The 18,071-nt window shown below is 70.2% G+C and carries 20 protein-coding genes; 9 read left to right on the plus strand and 11 right to left on the minus strand.

Annotated elements, in window-relative coordinates; genetic code table 11:
• Positions 1-68 precede the first annotated feature (68 nt).
• On the plus strand, positions 69-956 hold the full coding sequence (gene phhA / locus N787_RS11475) for a phenylalanine 4-monooxygenase (protein ID WP_034214171.1): 888 nt from the start codon (positions 69-71) through the stop codon (positions 954-956).
• On the opposite strand, the gene N787_RS11480 is transcribed toward phhA, so the two are convergent.
• Positions 953-1,657, minus strand: a complete 705-nt coding sequence (locus N787_RS11480; protein ID WP_034214174.1) for a DUF2306 domain-containing protein — start codon at positions 1,655-1,657, stop codon at positions 953-955. The genes phhA and N787_RS11480 overlap by 4 nt on opposite strands.
• 142 nt (positions 1,658-1,799) lie before the next feature.
• On the opposite strand from N787_RS11480, the gene N787_RS11485 reads away from it, so the two are divergent.
• Both N787_RS11485 and N787_RS11490 read left to right on the plus strand, forming a co-directional pair.
• Positions 1,800-2,936 carry a sensor histidine kinase gene (locus N787_RS11485; RefSeq protein ID WP_034214176.1) on the plus strand — a complete coding sequence of 379 codons (1,137 nt, stop codon included), beginning with the start codon at positions 1,800-1,802 and terminating at the stop codon, positions 2,934-2,936.
• Positions 2,933-3,571, plus strand: a complete 639-nt coding sequence (locus N787_RS11490; protein WP_034214179.1) for a response regulator — start codon at positions 2,933-2,935, stop codon at positions 3,569-3,571. The genes N787_RS11485 and N787_RS11490 overlap by 4 nt, the downstream gene beginning before the upstream one ends.
• A 27-nt stretch (positions 3,572-3,598) precedes the next feature.
• Here N787_RS11490 and N787_RS11495 read toward each other — a convergent pair whose 3' ends face one another.
• Positions 3,599-4,843: an MgtC/SapB family protein gene (locus N787_RS11495; protein WP_052575417.1), complete on the minus strand. Its 1,245-nt coding sequence runs from the start codon at positions 4,841-4,843 to the stop codon at positions 3,599-3,601.
• A gap of 87 nt (positions 4,844-4,930) precedes the next feature.
• Between N787_RS11495 and N787_RS11500 the strand changes: the two genes are divergently transcribed.
• The 5 genes from N787_RS11500 to N787_RS11520 all read left to right on the plus strand — a co-directional run bounded on the left by N787_RS11500 (position 4,931) and on the right by N787_RS11520 (position 8,784).
• Positions 4,931-5,953: a class 1 fructose-bisphosphatase gene (locus tag N787_RS11500; RefSeq protein ID WP_034214181.1), complete on the plus strand. Its 1,023-nt coding sequence runs from the start codon at positions 4,931-4,933 to the stop codon at positions 5,951-5,953.
• The gene (locus tag N787_RS11505) at positions 5,950-6,651 is read left to right on the plus strand and encodes a 2OG-Fe(II) oxygenase (RefSeq protein ID WP_034214183.1); all 702 of its coding nucleotides are present in this window, start codon (positions 5,950-5,952) and stop codon (positions 6,649-6,651) included. Before N787_RS11500 ends, N787_RS11505 begins: the two co-directional genes overlap by 4 nt.
• Positions 6,652-6,711: 60 nt before the next feature.
• Entirely contained in the window at positions 6,712-8,127 is a 1,416-nt protein-coding gene (gene cls / locus N787_RS11510) for a cardiolipin synthase (RefSeq protein WP_034214186.1), read from the plus strand.
• 72 nt (positions 8,128-8,199) lie between these two features.
• Positions 8,200-8,460: a hypothetical protein gene (locus N787_RS11515; protein WP_034214188.1), complete on the plus strand. Its 261-nt coding sequence runs from the start codon at positions 8,200-8,202 to the stop codon at positions 8,458-8,460.
• Positions 8,461-8,541: 81 nt separating this feature from the next.
• Positions 8,542-8,784: a GlsB/YeaQ/YmgE family stress response membrane protein gene (locus N787_RS11520; RefSeq protein WP_034214193.1), complete on the plus strand. Its 243-nt coding sequence runs from the start codon at positions 8,542-8,544 to the stop codon at positions 8,782-8,784.
• 9 nt (positions 8,785-8,793) lie between these two features.
• Here the strand turns inward: N787_RS11520 and N787_RS14810 are convergent, their stop codons facing one another.
• Positions 8,794-9,030: a DUF2256 domain-containing protein gene (locus N787_RS14810; RefSeq protein ID WP_425387874.1), complete on the minus strand. Its 237-nt coding sequence runs from the start codon at positions 9,028-9,030 to the stop codon at positions 8,794-8,796.
• Positions 8,948-11,818, minus strand: a complete 2,871-nt coding sequence (locus N787_RS14465; protein ID WP_052575418.1) for a ligand-binding sensor domain-containing diguanylate cyclase — start codon at positions 11,816-11,818, stop codon at positions 8,948-8,950. Before N787_RS14465 ends, N787_RS14810 begins: the two co-directional genes overlap by 83 nt.
• An 86-nt stretch (positions 11,819-11,904) precedes the next feature.
• Between N787_RS14465 and N787_RS11530 the strand changes: the two genes are divergently transcribed.
• Positions 11,905-12,666 carry a pyridoxine 5'-phosphate synthase gene (locus N787_RS11530; protein WP_034214196.1) on the plus strand — a complete coding sequence of 254 codons (762 nt, stop codon included), beginning with the start codon at positions 11,905-11,907 and terminating at the stop codon, positions 12,664-12,666.
• On the opposite strand, the gene N787_RS11535 is transcribed toward N787_RS11530, so the two are convergent.
• The 7 genes from N787_RS11535 to N787_RS11565 all read right to left on the minus strand — a co-directional run bounded on the left by N787_RS11535 (position 12,663) and on the right by N787_RS11565 (position 18,070).
• On the minus strand, positions 12,663-13,058 hold the full coding sequence (locus N787_RS11535; protein WP_034214198.1) for an ExbD/TolR family protein: 396 nt from the start codon (positions 13,056-13,058) through the stop codon (positions 12,663-12,665). The genes N787_RS11530 and N787_RS11535 overlap by 4 nt on opposite strands.
• Before the next feature lie 117 nt (positions 13,059-13,175).
• Positions 13,176-13,589 (minus strand): ExbD/TolR family protein, encoded by a 414-nt coding sequence (locus N787_RS11540; protein ID WP_034214201.1) that lies wholly within the window; start codon positions 13,587-13,589, stop codon positions 13,176-13,178.
• Positions 13,590-13,601: 12 nt separating this feature from the next.
• On the minus strand, positions 13,602-14,015 hold the full coding sequence (locus tag N787_RS11545) for an ExbD/TolR family protein (RefSeq protein ID WP_034214203.1): 414 nt from the start codon (positions 14,013-14,015) through the stop codon (positions 13,602-13,604).
• A gap of 29 nt (positions 14,016-14,044) precedes the next feature.
• The gene (locus tag N787_RS11550; protein WP_034214205.1) at positions 14,045-14,839 is read right to left on the minus strand and encodes a MotA/TolQ/ExbB proton channel family protein; all 795 of its coding nucleotides are present in this window, start codon (positions 14,837-14,839) and stop codon (positions 14,045-14,047) included.
• A 52-nt stretch (positions 14,840-14,891) separates the two neighbouring features.
• On the minus strand, positions 14,892-15,548 hold the full coding sequence (locus N787_RS11555; protein WP_034214208.1) for an energy transducer TonB: 657 nt from the start codon (positions 15,546-15,548) through the stop codon (positions 14,892-14,894).
• A 106-nt stretch (positions 15,549-15,654) separates the two neighbouring features.
• The gene (locus N787_RS11560; RefSeq protein ID WP_034214211.1) at positions 15,655-16,914 is read right to left on the minus strand and encodes a tetratricopeptide repeat protein; all 1,260 of its coding nucleotides are present in this window, start codon (positions 16,912-16,914) and stop codon (positions 15,655-15,657) included.
• A gap of 184 nt (positions 16,915-17,098) precedes the next feature.
• Positions 17,099-18,070: an alpha-L-glutamate ligase-like protein gene (locus N787_RS11565; RefSeq protein WP_034214214.1), complete on the minus strand. Its 972-nt coding sequence runs from the start codon at positions 18,068-18,070 to the stop codon at positions 17,099-17,101.
• Position 18,071: the final 1 nt, after the last annotated feature.

Consider the following 18,071-nt stretch of genomic DNA (forward strand, 5'->3'; position numbering starts at 1 on the left):
TCGCGCAACAACGCAATCCTCTTGCGCCCGCTCGCCGCTAGACTGGAGGCCTGTTCCCGGAGCCGACCATGCCCCAGCCGAACCGCGTCGAACACCAGCTCACCGACAAGGGCTACGTCCCGGTCTACACCACGGCCGTGGTCGAGCAACCCTGGTCGAGCTACACCGCCACCGACCACGAGGTCTGGGCGACGCTGTTCGAGCGCCAGCAGCAGCTGCTCATCGGCCGCGCCAGCGACGAGTTCCTGCGCCAGCAGCGGCTGATGGGCATGTCGCCCGACCACATCCCGAAGTTCGACGATCTCAACCCGGTGCTGCGCAAGGCCACGGGCTGGGAGCTGATCGGCGTCGAGGGCTTGCTGCCCGAGCTCACCTTCTTCGAGCACCTGGCCAACCGCCGCTTCCCGGTGACGTGGTGGATCCGCAAGCCCGAGCAGCTCGACTACCTCAGCGAACCGGACCTGTTCCACGATCTGTTCGGCCACGTGCCGCTGCTGATGAACCCGGTGTTCGCCGACTACATGGCCGCCTACGGCCGCGGCGGCGTCAAGGCGCACGCCATCGGCCCCGAGGCGCTGGTGAACCTGACGCGCCTGTACTGGTACACGGTCGAGTTCGGCCTGATCAAGCAGGACGACGGCCTGCGCATCTACGGCAGCGGCATCGTCTCGTCGAAGGGCGAATCGATCCACTGCCTCGACAGCGCCGCGCCCAACCGCATCGGCTTCGACCTCGAGCGGATCATGCGCACGCGCTACCGCATCGACACCTTCCAGAAGACCTACTTCGTCATCGACAGCTACGAGCAGCTGATGGAAGCCACGCGGCCCGACTTCACCCCGATCTACGCGAAGCTGGCGCAGCTCGACAGCTTCCCGGCCGGCTCGGTGCAGCCCGGCGACGCGGTGTTCAACCGCGGCACCGGCGAGGGCTGGCTCAAGGACGGCGACGTCTAGCCGGCGACGCCCACGCCCGCCGGCGGCGCCGCGCGCTTGGGCAGGAACTTGCGGGTCAGGTAGACGCCGGCCACGAAGGCCACCACCAGCGGGCCGAGCCACGCCAGGTTCATCAGCGTCGCGCCCGCCAGCATCGGCAGCACCTTGGGCAGGCCGATGCTCAGGAAGGCGATGTGAGTGGCCACGCCGTTGCCGAGCATCGCGTTGAGGTGTTCGCGCAGCCACCAGCGCGGATCCTCCGGCCGCTGGCGCGAGAAGCGCCACATCTGCACGAAGGCGAACAGCCCGATGCCCGAGAACGACACGATCACCAGCTGCATCTGCTTGGCCAGCAGCAGCCCGACGCCGGCGATCACGAGGGCGCTGGCCAGGTTCGCCCACATCAGGCCGCGGAACACCGGGCCGGTGTAGCGCGCCCAGTCCTTCTTGTCCTTCACCGCGCGCCAGCTGCACCAGACCGAGGTCACGGTCAGCACCAGCAGGTAGCCCAGGAAAGAACCGGCCACCGGCATCCGCTGGAACACGGCGATGGCCAGCGGCACCGCCGCCAGCAGCAGGCCGGTCATCGCCGGCAGGTAGACCTTGCCGGCCGCGCGGTGCAGGGGGCTGCCCTTGCGGCTCAGGCCTGCGATCCAGAACGTGGCCAGGGCGAGCACGCCAAGGCCGGCGTGGGTGTAGAAGCTGAGCGTGTGCAGGGTCATGGCGGTTCCTCCCGAAGTGAGACCAGTCTCGCGGCCGGCGCGGCCCGGTTCAGGTGCCGGCGGTCACCGGCGCGTGGTGCCGGAAGTCACTTTCTGCCGCCCATGCCTTGAGCGAAGGCGCCCGGCGGCCCAAGCTGGCGCCATGAACGACCGCCTCAAGCAACTCGTCTCGCCGATGAACTTCGCCGGCTACCTGGCCTGGGCCGCGATCGGCTGGGAGCTGGTGTACTCAAGCTGGTCGCCGCCGGCCTGGCTGGCGCAGCCGGTGCCGGCGCCGGCGCTGTCGGCGATGCACCTGGCCTTCCTGGCGCTGTTCATGGCCACCACCTGCGGGCCTTGGCCGCGGCCGGTGGAGCGCGCGATGGTGCTGGCCCAGCTGGCCATCACGTTCGGGCTGATGCTGCTGGCGCGCAACAGCACGCTGCCGATCCTGCTGATCCTGTGCGTGGTGCAGCTGGTGCAGATGTGGCCGCCGCGCGCCTCGGTGGCGATGGTGGTGGCGATCAACGTCGGGGTGTACCTGATTTACAGGCACGTCTGGGACATCGGCTCGCCGCTGGTCTCGACCCTGATGCACATGAGCTTCCAGGGCTTCGCCGCGCTGACGGCCTGGTTCGCGTTCACCGCCGGCCAGGCCCGCGACGAGCTCGCCGCCGCCAACGCCGACCTGCTGGCCACGCGCTCGCTGCTGGCCGAATCGGCGCGCGATTCCGAGCGCCTGCGCCTCTCGCGCGAACTGCACGACGTGGCCGGGCACAAGCTCACCGCGCTCAAGCTCAACCTGGCGGCGCTGGCGCGCGACCCGCGCTTCGCCGAGGAAGACGCGGTGCAGCTCTGCCGTTGCCTGGCCGACGAGCTGCTGGCCGACATCCGCGGCGTGGTGCAGCAGATGCGCCAGGGCGACGGCCTCGACCTGGTGGCCGCGCTGAACGCGCTCGCCAAGCCCTTCCCGCGCCCGCGCCTGCAGCTCGAGGTGGGCGAAGACGCGCGCGTGGCCACGGTGGCCCAGGCCGAGGCGGTGCTGCGCGCCGTGCAGGAAGGCCTGACCAATGCCGTGAAGCACTCGCAGGCGCAGAACCTGTGGGTGGTGCTGCGGCGCGAGGATGAATCGCTGCGCCTGGACATCCGCGACGACGGCCGCGGCAGCGGCGAGGTCCGCGCCGGCAACGGCCTGTGCGGCATGCGCGAGCGCCTCGAGGCGCTGGGCGGCGGGCTCAGCGTCGGCCGCACCGGCACCGGTGGCGTGCACCTGCAGGCCTGGCTGCCGGTGGCGGCATGAGTGCACCGATCCGCATCGCCCTGGCCGACGACCAGGCCCTGGTGCGCAGCGGCCTGAAGGCGCTGCTCGCCGGCTTCGACACCCTGGCCGTGGTGCTCGAGGCCAGCGATGGCGAGGCCCTGCTCGAGGCATTGGCCGCGACGCCGGTGGACGTGGTGCTGTCCGACATCCGCATGCCCGGCCTCGACGGTTTCGGCCTGGTGCAGGCGCTGCGCGCGCGCGGCGACGCCACGCCGGTGGTGCTGCTGACCACCTTCGACGAGGAAGCGCTGCCGCTGCGCGCCGCGGCCGCCGGTGCCCAGGGTTTCCTGCTGAAGGACGCCTCGCCGGAAGACCTGCTCGAAGCGATCACACGCGTCGCCGCCGGCGAGACCCTGCTCGCCCCCGTGTCCACCGACCCGGTGCGCGCCCGCTACGCCTACCGCGACCAGGCCGCGCCCAGCGACACCTTCAGCGAACGCGAGGTGGCGATCCTGCGCCTGCTGGCCGGTGGCTACTCGAACAAGGAGATCGCGCGCGCGGTGTTCCTGTCCGAAGGCACGGTGAAGAACTACGTCTCCGACATCCTCGACAAGCTCGGCACCCGCGACCGCACCCGGGCGGTGCTCAAGGCGATCACGCTGCGGGTGATCTAGGCCGGCGCCCGGCCGGGCCGAGTAATCTCAGAACACTGCGACGACGATCGCCGCCGCCAGCACCGCCAGCCCGAGGCCCAGCAGCACGCGCAGGCCATAGGCGCGGCCACCGCTGCTCCAGGCCACCACCGACTTCGCCACCCAGCTCGCCGCCAGCAGGCCGACCAGGCCCCAGCGCGCCTGCTCCGGGTCGAACACGCCGCTGCGGAACAGGTTGCCCACGGTGGCCACCGCCGCGTGCACCTCGGCCAGCGCCGCCAGCGTCGCCGCCACCATCGCGCCGCGCGGGCCCAGCCAGTCGTTGAGCGCGGCCGACGCGAACAGCACCGCCGTGATCACCGCCGCGAAGGTGAGCGCATGCGAGAACCGGAACATCCGCGTCTGCGCGGTCGGCGACGGCACCGCGCCGTCCTCGCCGCGATGCAGGCCCAGCAGGCCACCGACGGCCATCACCGCACCGGCCGCCGCCAGCTCGGGCCAGACCTGGATCAGCAGGCCCGGCGCCACCGCCAGCAGGATCGGCACGAACAGCGTCAACGAGGCGAAGTTCGCCAGCATCGCCGCACCCACCGCCGAGGACAGCAGCGCCGGCGTCTCGCGCACGCGCTGGCCGAAGCCGGCCACCGCCGCCGTCGACGACACGTAGCCCGCGAAGAAGCCCGCCACCGCCAGGCCCCAGCGATTGCCGGTGGCGCGCAGCGCGACGTGGCCGAGGGCGCTGATGGCCATCACCAGCACCACCAGCTTCCACAGCGTGGCGGGGTTGAAGACGTCGTAAGGACCCAGGGTCCGGTCCGGCACCAGTGGCAGCACCACCAGGGCCGAGGCCAGCAGCACCAGGCCGTCCTGCAGCTCGCGTTCGCTGAGCAGGTCGCGGGTGAGCCGGTGCAGCGGCGCCTTGGCGTAGAGCAGGGCGGCCACCACCACGCCGAGTGCACCGGCCAGCGCGGGAAGCGGCACGGCCAGGCCGCCGAGCAGGGTGGTCAGCACCAGGGCCACCTCGCCGGTGAGGCCGGGGTCCTGGCCCTGGCTGTGGCGGTAGCTCATGGCCGCCAGCACGCCCGACAGCGCCACCACCACCGCGAACACCACCGGCCCCAGCCACAGCGACACCGCGCCCGAAAGCGCCGCCAGCGCATGCGTGCGCAGCCCGGCGACCACGGCCGGCTCGGGCCGGCGCCGCTCGCGCACGGCGCCCACCAGCAGGCCCAGGCCCAGGGCCGTGCCCAGGGACAGCAGGAAGGCGTTGTCGAACACGGGCGCGGCGGTCATGCCTGATTCTCGCACCCGGCGGGCCGCGGCTTGCAAGCCCGGCCCCAGCCCGGACAATGCGGGGGTCCCCTTGCCCGCCGGAGCGCCATGAAGCCGATCTCGCTGACCCGTTACCTCATCCAGGAACAGCACGCTGGCCGCATCAACGCCGACCTGCGCCTGCTGATCGAGGTCGTCGCCCGCGCCTGCAAGACCATTTCGATCGCGGTGGGCAAGGGCGCCCTCGGCGGCGTGCTCGGCGATGCCGGCACCCCGGGCGCACAGAGCATGAACATCCAGGGCGAGGCGCAGAAGAAGCTCGACGTGCTCAGCAACGACATCCTGCTCGAGGCCAACGCCTGGGGCGGCCACCTCGCCGGCCTGGCCTCCGAGGAAATGGACCACAGCCAGCCGATCCCCGATGCCTTCCAGCGCGGCAACTACCTGCTGCTGTTCGATCCGCTGGACGGCAGCTCGAACATCGACGTCAACATCTCGGTCGGCACCATCTTCTCGGTGCTGCGCTGCCCGGACGGCGTCACCCAGCCGGGCGACGAGCACTTCCTGCAGCCGGGCACGGCGCAGGTGGCGGCCGGCTACACCACCTACGGCCCGAGCACGATGCTGGTGCTCACCGTCGGCCACGGCACCCATGCGTTCACGCTCGATCGCGAGATCGGCAGCTTCGTGATGACCGCGCGCGACATCCGGATTCCCGAGGAAACCAAGGAATTCGCGATCAACATGTCGAACCAGCGCCACTGGGAGCCGCCGATGCAGCGCTACGTCGGCGACCTGCTGGCCGGCAAGGAAGGCCCGCGCGGCAAGGACTTCAACATGCGCTGGGTCGCCAGCATGGTGGCCGACGTGCACCGCATCCTGACCCGCGGCGGCGTGTTCTTCTACCCGATCGACGCCAAGTGCCGCGACAAGGGCGGCAAGCTGCGCCTGATGTACGAGGCCAACCCGATGAGCTTCATCGTCGAGCAGGCCGGCGGCGCCGCCAGCACCGGCCGCCAGCGCATGCTCGAGGTCACGCCCACCGGCCTGCACCAGCGGGTGCCGGTGATGCTGGGCTCGCGCAAGGAAGTCGAAGAGGCGGTCCGCTACCACGCGGAACACGGCGCGTGAGCCACGGCGACTTCATCGAAGTCTACGAGGGCGCGCTCAACGCCGAGGCCTGCGCGCAGATCCTGGCCGCCTTCGAGGAAAGCGGCGCCGCGGTGCCCGGCCGGGTCGGCGGCGGCGTGATGCCCGAGCTCAAGGACAGCCGCGACATCCAGATCACCGGCAAGCCGGAGTGGCAGGAGGTCGAGGCGGCGCTGAACAACGCGGTGTTCGCCGGCCTGCTGGCCTACCTGCGCAAGTACAGCCACGCGCTGATCGCGCCGCTGATGCTGCAGGTGCCGGGAGCCGACGGGAAGCTGCGCCGCATCGCCGCCGAGGATTTCCCGGCGATGGACGATGCGGCGCTGGCCAACCTGGTGCGCAGCGTGCTGCGCCCGGGCGCCATCAACCTGCAGCGCTACACCGCCGGCCAGGGCGGCTACCCGTACTGGCACTGCGAGCTCTACCCGCGCGACCCGAGCGCGGAAACCCTGCACCGGCACGTGCTGTGGACGATCTACTTGAACGACGGCTTCAGCGGAGGCGAAACGGAATTCCTGTACCAGGACCGCAAGATCGCGCCGCGCACCGGCAGCCTGCTGATCGCGCCCGCGGCCTTCACCCACACCCATCGCGGCAACCGGCCGCAGGGCGGCGACAAGTACATCGCCACCAGCTGGATCCTGTTCCAGCGCGCCGAGCAGCTGTTCGGCGGGCGTTGAACGAGCCACGCGCCCGGCGTGCCATGATGGCCGCCGATCCTGCGTTCCCGGGCGCCCCCGATGCCGTTGAGCGAACTCTGGCCTGACCTCAAGCCGTGGCTGCTGGCCATCTGGGCGGCCTACCTGATCGTGCTGGCCGGCTGGATCGTGCTGCAGAAGCGCGAACCGATCGCCACGCTGAGCTGGATCATGTCGCTGGCGCTGCTGCCGGTGCTGGGCCTGCTGATCTACCACTTCCTCGGGCCGCAGCGGATCCGGCGCCAGCGGCTGCGGCGTTCGCGCGCGCGCGCCAGCCTCGACGACACCCTGCCCGCGGGCCTGCGGGCCAGCGCGGACTGCACCACGCTCGCGCGGCTGGGGCAATCGAGCACGGGCTTCGCGCCCTCGAGCGCGACCCGCGCCGAGCTGATGAGCGGCGGCGGAGCGACGCTCGACGCCCTGCTCGAGGCCATCGCCGGCGCGACCCACCACGTGCACGTGGAGTACTACATCTTCGAGCCCGACCACACCGGCACCACCGTGCGCGACGCGCTGATGGCGAAGGCGAAGGCGGGCGTGCGCGTGCGGCTGCTGCTCGACGCGATCGGCTCGGGCCGTTTGCGCGAGGTGTTCCTGGCGCCGCTGCGCGCGGCCGGGGTCGAGATCGCCTGGTTCCATCCGGCGCGGCTGCGCTGGCTGTGGCGCCCGCGCGTGAACCTGCGCAACCACCGCAAGGTGGTGGTGGTGGACGGCCGCATCGGTTTCACCGGCGGCATCAACATCACCGACGAGGAGAACGAGCGCGTCCGCGCCGACGCCTTCCACGACCTGCACCTGCGGCTGGAGGGCGAGGTGGTGCGCTGGCTGCAGCTGGCCTTCCTCGAGGACTGGAACTACGCCACCGGCACCGCGCTGCGCGACGAGCGCCTGTGGCCGGCGTCCGAGCGGGGCGAGATCCTGGCGCAGGTGCTGCCGGCCGGGCCGGATTCGCCCTGGGAGGCGATCCACCGGGTGAAGGTGGAGGCGATCCACCAGGCCAACCGGCGGGTGTGGCTGGTCACGCCGTACTTCGTGCCGGGCGAGGCGGCGAAGATGGCGCTCACCTCGGCGGCGCTGCGCGGGCTGGACGTGCGGGTGATCGTGCCGGCGCGCAGCGACTCGGTCATCGTCAGCGCCGCGGCGCGCTCCTACTTCGACGAGCTGGTGGCGGCGGGCGTGCGCGTGTTCGAGTACCAGCCGCGCATGCTGCACACCAAGGCCCTGCTGATCGACGACGACACCTGCCTGGTGGGCAGCGCCAACTTCGACCACCGCAGCTTCCGGCTCAACTTCGAACTCAGCGTGCTGCTGCACGACGAGGCCATCGCGGCGCGGCTGGAGGCGCAGATGACCGACGACCTGGAACACTGCCGCGAAGTGCGGCCCGACCGTCCGGCCGACGGCTTCGCCCGGCGGCTGGCCGAGGCCTCCGCCCGCCTGTTCTCGCCCCTGCTCTAGCGGTCGCCGGGGGACTGGCCGGGGCCGGGCCGGCTTGGGCTAAACTCGCCGGAAATTCCGGAGGCTGCCCGAATGCATTGGCTCTACCTGCTCGCGTCCCTGGCCTGCCTGGCCCTGGCGATGGTCCGCACGATGCCCACGCTGGGCGTGCTGGTGTTCCTGGCCGGTGCGCTGGGCTTCATGGTCGCGTGGGTGCTGGGCTGGCTGTCCTCGCGCATCTCCAGCTCGTCGCGCGACATCAGCCACATCCTCGGCCCGGAGGAACTGCGCCTGATGCGCGAGCAGGCCGAAGCGCGCAAGCGCGCGCAGGACGCCAGGGAGAACCAAGACTGAGGCGCGTGCTAGCCTGAGCCCGGTCACACGCCCGCGCGCCGCGCGGGTCCTTGTTCCATTTGTTCCCGGGGAGGGAGAACCATGAACCTGATTATTTTCCTGCTGATCGGTGCGCTGGCCGGCTGGCTGGCCGGCGTGGTGATGAAGGGCCGCGGCTTCGGCGTGCTGGTGAACATCGTCGTCGGCGTGCTCGGCGCGTTCTTCGGCGGCTGGCTGCTGCCCAAGCTGGGGCTGTCGTTCGGCGGCGACATGGGCCTGTTCATCACCGCCTTCATCGGCGCGATCCTGCTGCTGGCCATCATCGGCCTGATCAAGAAAGCCTGAACCCCGCGGTCAGCCGGCCCTGCCGCGCGGCGTGCCGCGCCGGCAGGCGTCGGAGCAATAGACCACGCGGTCCCAGTCGCGCTCCCACTTCTTTCGCCACTGGAACGGCCGCTGGCAGACCGGACAGGTTTTCTCGGGTCGCGGTGCGCCCGGCGATCGGCGCTCAGCCGCCATCGGCGGCGACGCGGTTGCGGCCGGCGCGCTTGGCCACGTACAGCGCGGCATCGGCGCGGCGCAGCAGCGCATCCGGCTCCACCTGCACGTCCGGCACGAAGCCGGCGACGCCCACGCTGACGGTCATGCCGGCATCACTGGTGGCGATCGCGGCGCGGATCATCTCGGCGCGCCGCAGCGCTTCGTCCGGATGCACGCCCGGCAGCAGCAGGGCGAATTCCTCGCCGCCGTAGCGGGCCAGCAGCTCGCGCTGCGGGTCGTGCTGCTGGTTCAGGCGCTGGGCGATGCCGCGCAGCTGCACGTCGCCCTCGAGGTGGCCGTGGGTGTCGTTGTAGGCCTTGAAGTGGTCCACGTCGATCATCAGCACCGACAGCGGGCGGCGCTGGTCGAGGCAGCGGAACCATTCGCGGCGCAGCCCGTTCTCCAGCGCGCGGCGGTTGGCGACGCCGGTCAGGGCATCCTCGGTGACCAGTTCGGCGAGCTTGCGGTTGAGCTCCTCGAGTTCGCGCGTGCGCTCCGCGATGCGCGACTCCAGGCGGCGGTTGGCGGCGAGGTAGCGCTCGGTGCGCTGGCGCACGGCCCAGAGCGTGAGCGCCACGGCGAGCGCCGCCAGCGCCACGAGGGCAAACGCGATCACCCACCACTGCTCGTACCAGCGCGGCTCGACCCGGAAACGGTAGTTCATCGCGGCGGCCTGGCGGCCGTTGCGGGTGCGCGCCTGCACTTCGAGCGAGTAATCCCCGGCCGCGAGGGCGCGGATGGTGAGGTCGCGGTCGGTCCAGTCGCTCCAGTCCGGCGTGACGCCGTGCAGCAGGTAGCGGAACTCGGCGCCGCTCTCCATGCTGACCATGCCAAAGCGCAGGCTCAGGCCGTAGCCCGGCGGCACCTGCACCGGCTCGCCGACCGTCCGGGTCGGCAGCGACAGGGTTTCCCCCGCGGGGCCGCGCGCGGTCACGCGCTCCATCACCAGCCGCAGCGGCTGCGGGCGGGCCTCGACTTCGTTCGGGTTGTACTGCAGCAGGCCGTCCCAGGTGGCGACGCGAAGCACGCCGTCGCGGCTCATGCGCAGGTTGGAATAGCCGGCGGCGAAACTGGCGCCCGGATAGACCTGCTGCCAGTCGTCCTCGCCCGGTGCCCGGCGCCAAAGCTGGCGCGTGGTGAAGGCGAAATCGCCGAGCGGGGTGTGTTCGACCACAAGTTCGTCGGGGCGGTCGACCAGGGTGACCGGTGGCGCCTGGTCGGGCACGAAGCGTTCCCCGTCGAACCGGAAGCCGGCGCCGCCGCTCACGGCGTGGATGCGATCGTCGAGGCGGAACACGCTGGTGCCGGTGTCGGGATCGACGGGCAGCCCGCGGGCGTCGTCGAAGACCTCGCGTTCGACCAGCTGCCCGGTGTCGAGGTCGATCCGCCAACGCTGCACCGGGCCACGGCTATCGCCGAGCCAGAGTTCGCCGGGGCCGGCCTCTTCGATGCCGTAGGCGCTGATGCCGTCGAACGGAATCGTGGCCGCGATCTCCCAGCGGCCCGCGGGACGACGCAGCATCATCAGTTCCGACGCCGTGGCGGCGTAGACGAGGCCGGCGTCGTGCTCGGATTCCATCAGGCCGTAGACGCCGTGGAAAGGATGCTCGAACAGCTTGCGCGGCTCGCGCGCGCCGGGATCGAGCACCAGCAGGCCCTCGCGGATGCCGACCAGCAGGCCGCCCTCGCTGGCGTGCAGGGCCTGGGCCTCGAAGGCGGTCCAGGGCAGGCGCTCGTTGGCGACGCCGCCGTCCGGGCGCAGGGTCATGCGCTGCAGGCCGCGCGACGAGGCCAGCCAGACCGCGCCGTCGTACCACTCGAAATCATTCGGGCTGCCCACCAGGCCGTGGTCCTGGCCCAGGAAGGACCAGGGCGAGGGCAGCGATAGGCGCACCAGGTCGCCTTCGGTCGCGACCCAGAGGCCGCCTTCGCGATCCAGGCCGAGCGCGCGTACCGCGAAGCCGCCGAGGTCGAGGATCTCGCGCGGCTGCAGGTCGGCGCCGATGCGGATCAGTTCGCCGTCCTGGGTGCCGATCACCACGCTGCCGTCGTCCAGCGCCTGCGCGACGTAGGCCGATTTGCCGGCGACGCGCTTGTCGGCGGCGCCGGACATGCGGCGGATACCGTCGTCATCGGAAATGAACAGGCCGTCGTCGGCCACCATCAGGTTCCAGCCCTCGCGCGGGATCACGCCGGAGAGCGCGCGATCGGCGAACACGTCGCCACCCGGCAGCAGCTCGAACTCGCCGTCGTCGAAGCGGCACACGCCCTTGCCGTTCACGCGCACCAGCAGCTCCGCGCCCACCGCGTAGAAGCTGCGCACTTCGGCCGGCAGCGGCCAGCGGCGCGCGGCGCCTTCGTCGTAGGGCAGGAAATGCAGGGCGCGTTCGGTGTGGAACCAGACGCCGGCGTCGGTGGCCATCACTTCCCAGACGATGCCGACGTGGCGGTCTTCGCCGCGCAGGCCGGCGCGCGTGAGCAGTTCCTCGTAGACGAAATCACCCTCGCCGTTGCGCACGAGCCGGCCGAAGCCGTCGTAGCTGCCGACGTACACCAAGCCATCGGTGCCCGTGGCGACCGAGCGCGCGGCGACGTTCGCCGGGAGGGCAATCAGGCGCCAGTCGACGCCGTCGTAGTGCAGCACGCCGTCGTAGTTGCCGACGAAGAGTTCGCCGTTCGCGCCGGTGGTGACATCGAAGTGGCTCGGCGAGGCGTGGGTTTCCTCGGAGCTGAAGTGCCGCGCCAGCGGATCGCCGGGCAAGGCCGTGGCCGTCGCCGTCGGCGCCGCCAGGCAGGCGACGGCCAGTACCAGGGCGCTGAGCAGGGTCAGGGGCGACATGGCCCGATTATCCTCCAAGCGCCGGCCCGGTTCCGCGAAGTGACGCAGGGATTTCCGACCAGCGGGCGGCAGGGTAGGCTGCCGGCATGACCCTGCTCAGCGTGAACGTCAACAAGGTGGCCGTGCTCCGTAATTCCCGGGGCGGGCTCGAACCCAGCGTGGTGGCGGCGGCCGAGGCGGCCATCGCCGCCGGTGCCGGCGGCATCACCGTGCACCCCCGGCCCGACCAGCGGCACATCCGGCCCGGGGACGTGCATGACCTGGCCGGGCTGGTGGCCGGGCGGGTCGAGTACAACCTCGAGGGCAACCCGTTCGCGCCGCCGCGCCCGGGCTACCCGGGTTTCCTGTCCCTCGTGGAGGCCGTGCGGCCCACCCAGGCGACGCTGGTCCCGGATGGGGATGGCCAGCTCACCTCCGACCATGGCTTCGACCTCGCGCGCGATGCCGCCCGGCTGGCGCCGCTGGTGGCCCAGCTCAAGGCCTGGGGCGTGCGGGTGTCGCTCTTCATGGACGCGGGCGCCGAGGGCCTCGCGCTGGCGGCCGGCATGGGCGTGGACCGGATCGAGCTCTACACCGGGCCGTTCGCTGAAGCCCATGCGGCGGGCGACGCCGGGGCGGCGATCGCGCTGTGTGCCCGGACCGCCCGCGAGGCGCAGGCGCTGGGCCTCGGCGTCAACGCCGGCCACGACCTGAGCCAGGCCAACCTCGGCGATTTCCTGCGCGGCGTGCCGGGCGTGCTCGAGGTATCCATCGGGCACGCGCTGTTCGGCGAAGCCTTGCACCAGGGGCTGGGTCCGACCGTCCGGGCCTACCGCGCCATCATCGGCGCGGCGGCCGCCGGGGCCTAGTCGGCCAATCCATATTTCTCGATGCCCGAGCGCTCCACCGCGGCCAGCGCGGTGGCGGCGGACTGATAGTCGGCGTCGGGGTCGACCTCGATGCGCAGCAGGAAACCCGGCTGCCCGCTTTCGATCATCCGCAGCGCGGCCGGCAGGGCCTGGGCGGTCACCGGCGTGCCCGCGAGGCGGAACAGGTCGCCGCGCTCCACGACCAGGGTCACCTGTTCACTGGGCGGCGGCGGATCGGGCACCGGCCGGGAGAGCCCCATCGGTATGCGGAAGTCCATCAGCGGGGCGGTGACCATGAAGATCACCAGCAAGACCAGCATGACGTCTACCAAGGGAGTGATGTTCATTTCCGACATCGTGTCGGAAGCGGTCCGTGCGGCGGTGAAGGCCATGGCGCTACTCCTTCCGGGGGTCCCGACTTCCTTGTACGCCCGGCGGGGAGTGCTCGCAAGCCCATAAAAAAAACGCCGCCCGGAGGCGGCGTTGCTGCAGGTGCGGGAAGCGCGGCCTTACTGGCCGGGTTCCACGAAGGAGATTTTTTCCATGCCGGAGTTCTTGGCCCGGGACAGGACCTTGGCCAGCATTTCGTACTGCGCGTCGGGGTCGGTCTCGATTTCCAGGGTCGGCTGCATGGCGCGTTCCGCCTCCACTTCGAGCGACGACTGGAGTACCGAGATCGGCATCGGCGAGTTGTTCCAGGTGATGGTGCCACCCGCTTCGATCCGCAGGCGGATCGGCTCGGGCGGATCCTTCGGCTGCGGCGGCGGATTGGACGTCCGCTGCGGCAGGTCGACCTGGATCTGGTAGGACAGGGCCGGGGCAGTGACCATGAAGATGATCAGGAGCACCAGCATCACGTCCACGAGGGGCGTGACGTTGATGTCGGCCATCGGGCCGCTGCCGGCGTTGGACGAGAATGCCATGTCAGTCTTTCCTCAGCGCTCGGGGGTGGACACGAAGCCCACCTTGCGGATACCGGCCATGCGCACCTTCTTCACCACGTCCGCGATGATCCCGTAGCGGGTGACGTTGTCGGCGCGCACGTCCACCTGCGGCTGCGGGGTGCGCTGGGCCAGGACGGCCAGGCGCGCCTCGAGCATGTCGGTGGAGACCTTCTCGTCGTTCCAGTAGACCTGGCCGCTGGCTTCGATCGCCAGCGTGATCGGCGGCTGGTCGATTTCGGGCTTCTGCTCCAGGGTGGCTTGGGGCAGGTCGACCTTGACCTTATGCGACATCAGCGGCGCGGTGATCATGAAGATGATCAGCAGCACCAGCATCACGTCCACGAGGGGCGTGACGTTGATGTCGGCCATCGGGCCGCCACCGCCGGAATTACTTGAGAAGGCCATGCCTGCGGCTCCTGGTTAGACCGGTTGACTCAGCGCTTGGCCGGCACGTCGCCGACGCGCGAGCCGGTGGCGAAGAAGTCGTGCAGGTCGTGCGCGAAGGTGTCGAACTTGGCGTAGGTGTTGCGGTTGGCGCGGTTGAACGCGTTGTACGCAAGCACGGCCGGGATCGCGACGAACAGGCCGAAGGCGGTCATGATCAGCGCCTCGCCGACCGGGCCGGCGACGGCGTCGATGGAGGCCTGGCCGGTGGCGCCGATCTTGATCAGGGCGCCGTAGATGCCCCACACGGTGCCGAGCAGACCGACGAACGGGGCGGTCGCACCGACGGTGGCCAGCCAGGTCATGCCGTTCTCGAGCTTGGCGCTCTCGCGGGTGACGGCCTGGCGCAGGGCGCGGTCGATGAACTCCGAGCGGTTCAGGGCGTCGACCAGGCGGCTGCCTTCATGGCGCTGGTGGTGCGCGGCGGCCTGGGCGCAGTCGAGCGCGATCTTCGAGAACGGCTCGTTGGCCGGCTGCTCTTCCATGAAGCGGATGGCGTCCTGCGCGTTCGGGGTTTCCCAGAACGTACGGACGACCGCGTCGGCGCGGTTGGAGACCACGGTGTTCTTGATGAAGTTCACGATCGTGTACCACCACGAACCGAACGACATCACGACCAGCATCAGGAAGACCACCCAGGAGACGATGAACTCGCCCGGGGCGGAGGTCATTTCCTTGAACAGGTGGGCGAAGCCCATCTGGTTGAGGGCTTCGGCGTTGTTGGCAGCGCCGCCAACGGCGGCCGGCGCAGCGGCGGCGACGGTGAGGAGGATGTCCTGCAGCATAAGGGTGCCTTTCTTGTGTGATTGACCGTTACGGGATGAACGTTTTTATTGCTTAGCCGGGATTGAAGTTCACGGGCACCAGGACGTCGCCACCGACCTTCTGGCCGCCGCGCATACCCGGGTTGAACCTCCACTTGCGAGCGGCATCCATGGCCGCGCGATCAAGGTTGCGGTTGCGGCTCGAACGCTGGATCTGCACGTCGAGCACGTTGCCTGAGGCATCGATGGTGACGCGCAGCATGACCGTGCCGCCGATGCCGTCGCGCAGTTCCCGGGCCGGGTATCGCGGCGGGTTCATGGCGCGGCCGCTGATGTCCTCGGACGGGCTGAAGTCGGCGGGCGGGGCCGGCGGCGCGGGCGGAGCCGGCGGCGGGGCCTCGATGTCGATCGGGCTCGGGTCGTCGAACACGACCGGCGGCTCTTCCGGCGGCGGCGGGACCGGCGTCGGCTTGGGCTGCTCGACGATCTTCTGCACGACCTTCGGCGGCTCCGGCGGCGGCGGCGGCGGCGGCGGGGGCGGCGGCGGGGGCTCGATGAAGCTGACCTGGGTCACTTCGTCGGGCTTCTCGGCCTTCTCCGGGGTCGCCACCGGGATCAGCATCAGCATGAACGCGATCGCGTGCAACGCGATGGCGAAGGCATTGCCGCCGATGCGAGCCCAGCTGATGCCCTGGGGCTTGTCTTCGTATTTGTAATTCTTGTCCGTCATGCGGGTGGCGGCTCGAGCTCTCTGGTCTGCCGGCGTTAAGCCGTGACCCGCCGGGGAGCGGCGGGAACTTGTTAGCTTATACCAAGGTTACCGGTTTACCAACCGATCAGCGGGAAATCTGGGCCAGGGCCTTTTGGGCCTGTTCGCGGGTGGCGGGGTCCTTGGCGGCCTCCCGGTAGGCGGCCTTGGCGGCGGCCATGTTCTCCGAATAGTACTCGGACCGGGCGATGACCATCCACGCCGTGCCCGGGCTCTTCACGCCCTTGGCGATCGCGGCGCGGGCGGCGGCCATGGCCTCCGGGTTGCGGTCTTCCTGGCTCAGCACCTGGGCCAGGAACAGGCCCGGCTCGCCGTCCTTGGACAGCTCGGCGGCCTTCTGGGCAGCCGTGATGGCCGGGGCGATGTTCTCGGCGAAGTACTGGGCCTGGGCCACCATCGTGTAGTACTTGGCCTCCTGGGGCAGGATGCCCTTGGCCAGGCCCTCCTCGATCACGGCGGCGGCCTGCGCTTCCTGCTCCATGTTGTAGTAAGTGGAGAAGATGCGCTCGTAGTCGGCCGGCTCGTTGAGCAGGCCGCGCTTGCGGGCGCCGTCGAGCAGGGCCACGGCCTTCGCGGGCTGGTCGTTGTTGCTGTAGAGCAGGGCCAGGTTGGAGATGGCGCGCTTGTCGTCCGGGTTCTTGGCCAGGATCTCCTCGCCCAGGGCGATGGCCTGGTCGTCCTGGCCGAGCTCGGCGTAGGCGCCCAGCATCATCGAGTTCCACTGGGGCTGGGCCTCGCCCTTGTACTCGGTGGCCTTCTTCAGGGACGCGATCGCCTCGGCGTACTTGCCGTTGTTGTAGAAGCTCGAGGCCTGCATGGCATAGACGTCGGGGTTCTTGGTCGAGGTCTCGGCGATCAGGCGGGCCAGCAGCGGGTCGGCCTTGTCGAACTGGCTGGCGTTCACGTACAGCGCGGCCAGGTTGATCATCAGGTTGTAGTGGTTGTCGTTGACCAGGGCATCCTCGGCGATCGCGCGCTCGAAGTAGTCGATGCCGCGGGCCTCGTCGTCCATCGACACCGCCACGGTGCCGGCGGTCATCAGCGCGATGGCCTTGTCGTAGGGCTTGGCCCGCTCGTTGTTGATGATCTCCTCGGCGAGCGCGATCGCTTCCTGCTCGCGGCCCTCCTCGGTGTAGATCGACTGCAGCTTCTGGTGCTGCTTGGCCAGGCGCGGGGCGTAGCCGCCGGTCGGCGACTTGCGGGTGGCGTCCGGGTAGAGCGCGGCTTGCTCGCCGCGCTTGCGCTGCGCGTCGGCGTCGGGCGCCGCGAACGAGGCCGTCAGGAAGACGGCGAGCGCGACGATCTTGAGCGTGTGTAGGGCCTTCATTTCGTGACTCCTTGGCGCCGCGCCGCGCGCGGTGTGGGCCAGCAAGGGTAACGGGGAACGCCTGCCCGGCTCAACCCGGTTGTCCTCCCGGACCGTTCGCCCCCGTATCCATTTCTCTTGGGTCGCAGCTTGACCGCTGCCGGCGATCCGGGTCTTAAATCGGCGTGAAAGGTGCGGGCGCCGTTCAGCCAGTGGTGGGGAAATGGTCGATGGCGAACTGCACCCGCTCGGCCGGGTCCTTCGACAGCTCGCCGCGGTCGCGCAGCGCCTCGACCTTGCGCAGGCGGTGCTCGAGGCCGTTGCCGTTCGCCATCTGGATGGCGAGGCCGGGGCGGGCGTTGAGCTCGAGGATCATCGGGCCCTTGTCGCGGTCGAGCACGAAGTCGACGCCGACGTAGCCCAGGCCCGACAGCTCGTAGCAGCGCGAGGCCATCTGCAGCAGGTCGCGCCAGTGCGGGATGGCGAGGCCGACGATGGTGTGCTCGGTGTCCGGGTGTTCGCGGATGATCTCGGTGCCCCACACGCCGCGCTTGGTCTTGCCGGTCGGGATGTCGATGCCGACGCCGATCGCGCCCTGGTGCAGGTTGGCCTTGCCGTCCGAGAGGCGCGTGGGCAGGCGGATCATCGCCATCACCGGGTAGCCCAGGAAGACGATGATGCGCACGTCCGGCACGCCCTTGTAGCTGACGTTGTCGAAGATCGGATCGAACTGCACGCAGTATTCGACGATCAGGTGGTCGGGCTGGCCACCGAGCGAGAACAGGCCGGAGAGCCCGTTCGAGAGATGGTGCTCGAACTCGTCGCGGGTCATCAGCGAACCGCTGGCGCGCCGGTACTTGTCGCCGCGGCGGCCGGAGATGACCAGGATGCCGTCGCCGCCGGAACCGTGCGCCGGCTTCACCACGAAGCTGTCGCGGCCCTTGAGCTTCTCGTGCAGCTCGGCGATCTCGTGTTCCTCGCGCACGACCGCGTACAGGTCGGGCACCGGCAGGCCGACCTGCAGCGCCAGTTTCTTGGTCAGCAGCTTGTCGTCCACGCGCGGGTAGAACTTGCGCGGGTTGTGCATCAGCACGTAGTGCGCGTTGCGCTGGCCGATGCCCATCAGGCCGATCTGCCGGAGGCGCTTGGCGACGCGGAAGGGGTTGAACCAGCCCATG

This window comes from Arenimonas metalli CF5-1 (assembly GCF_000747155.1).
Taxonomy (GTDB): Bacteria; Pseudomonadota; Gammaproteobacteria; order Xanthomonadales; family Xanthomonadaceae; genus Arenimonas; species Arenimonas metalli.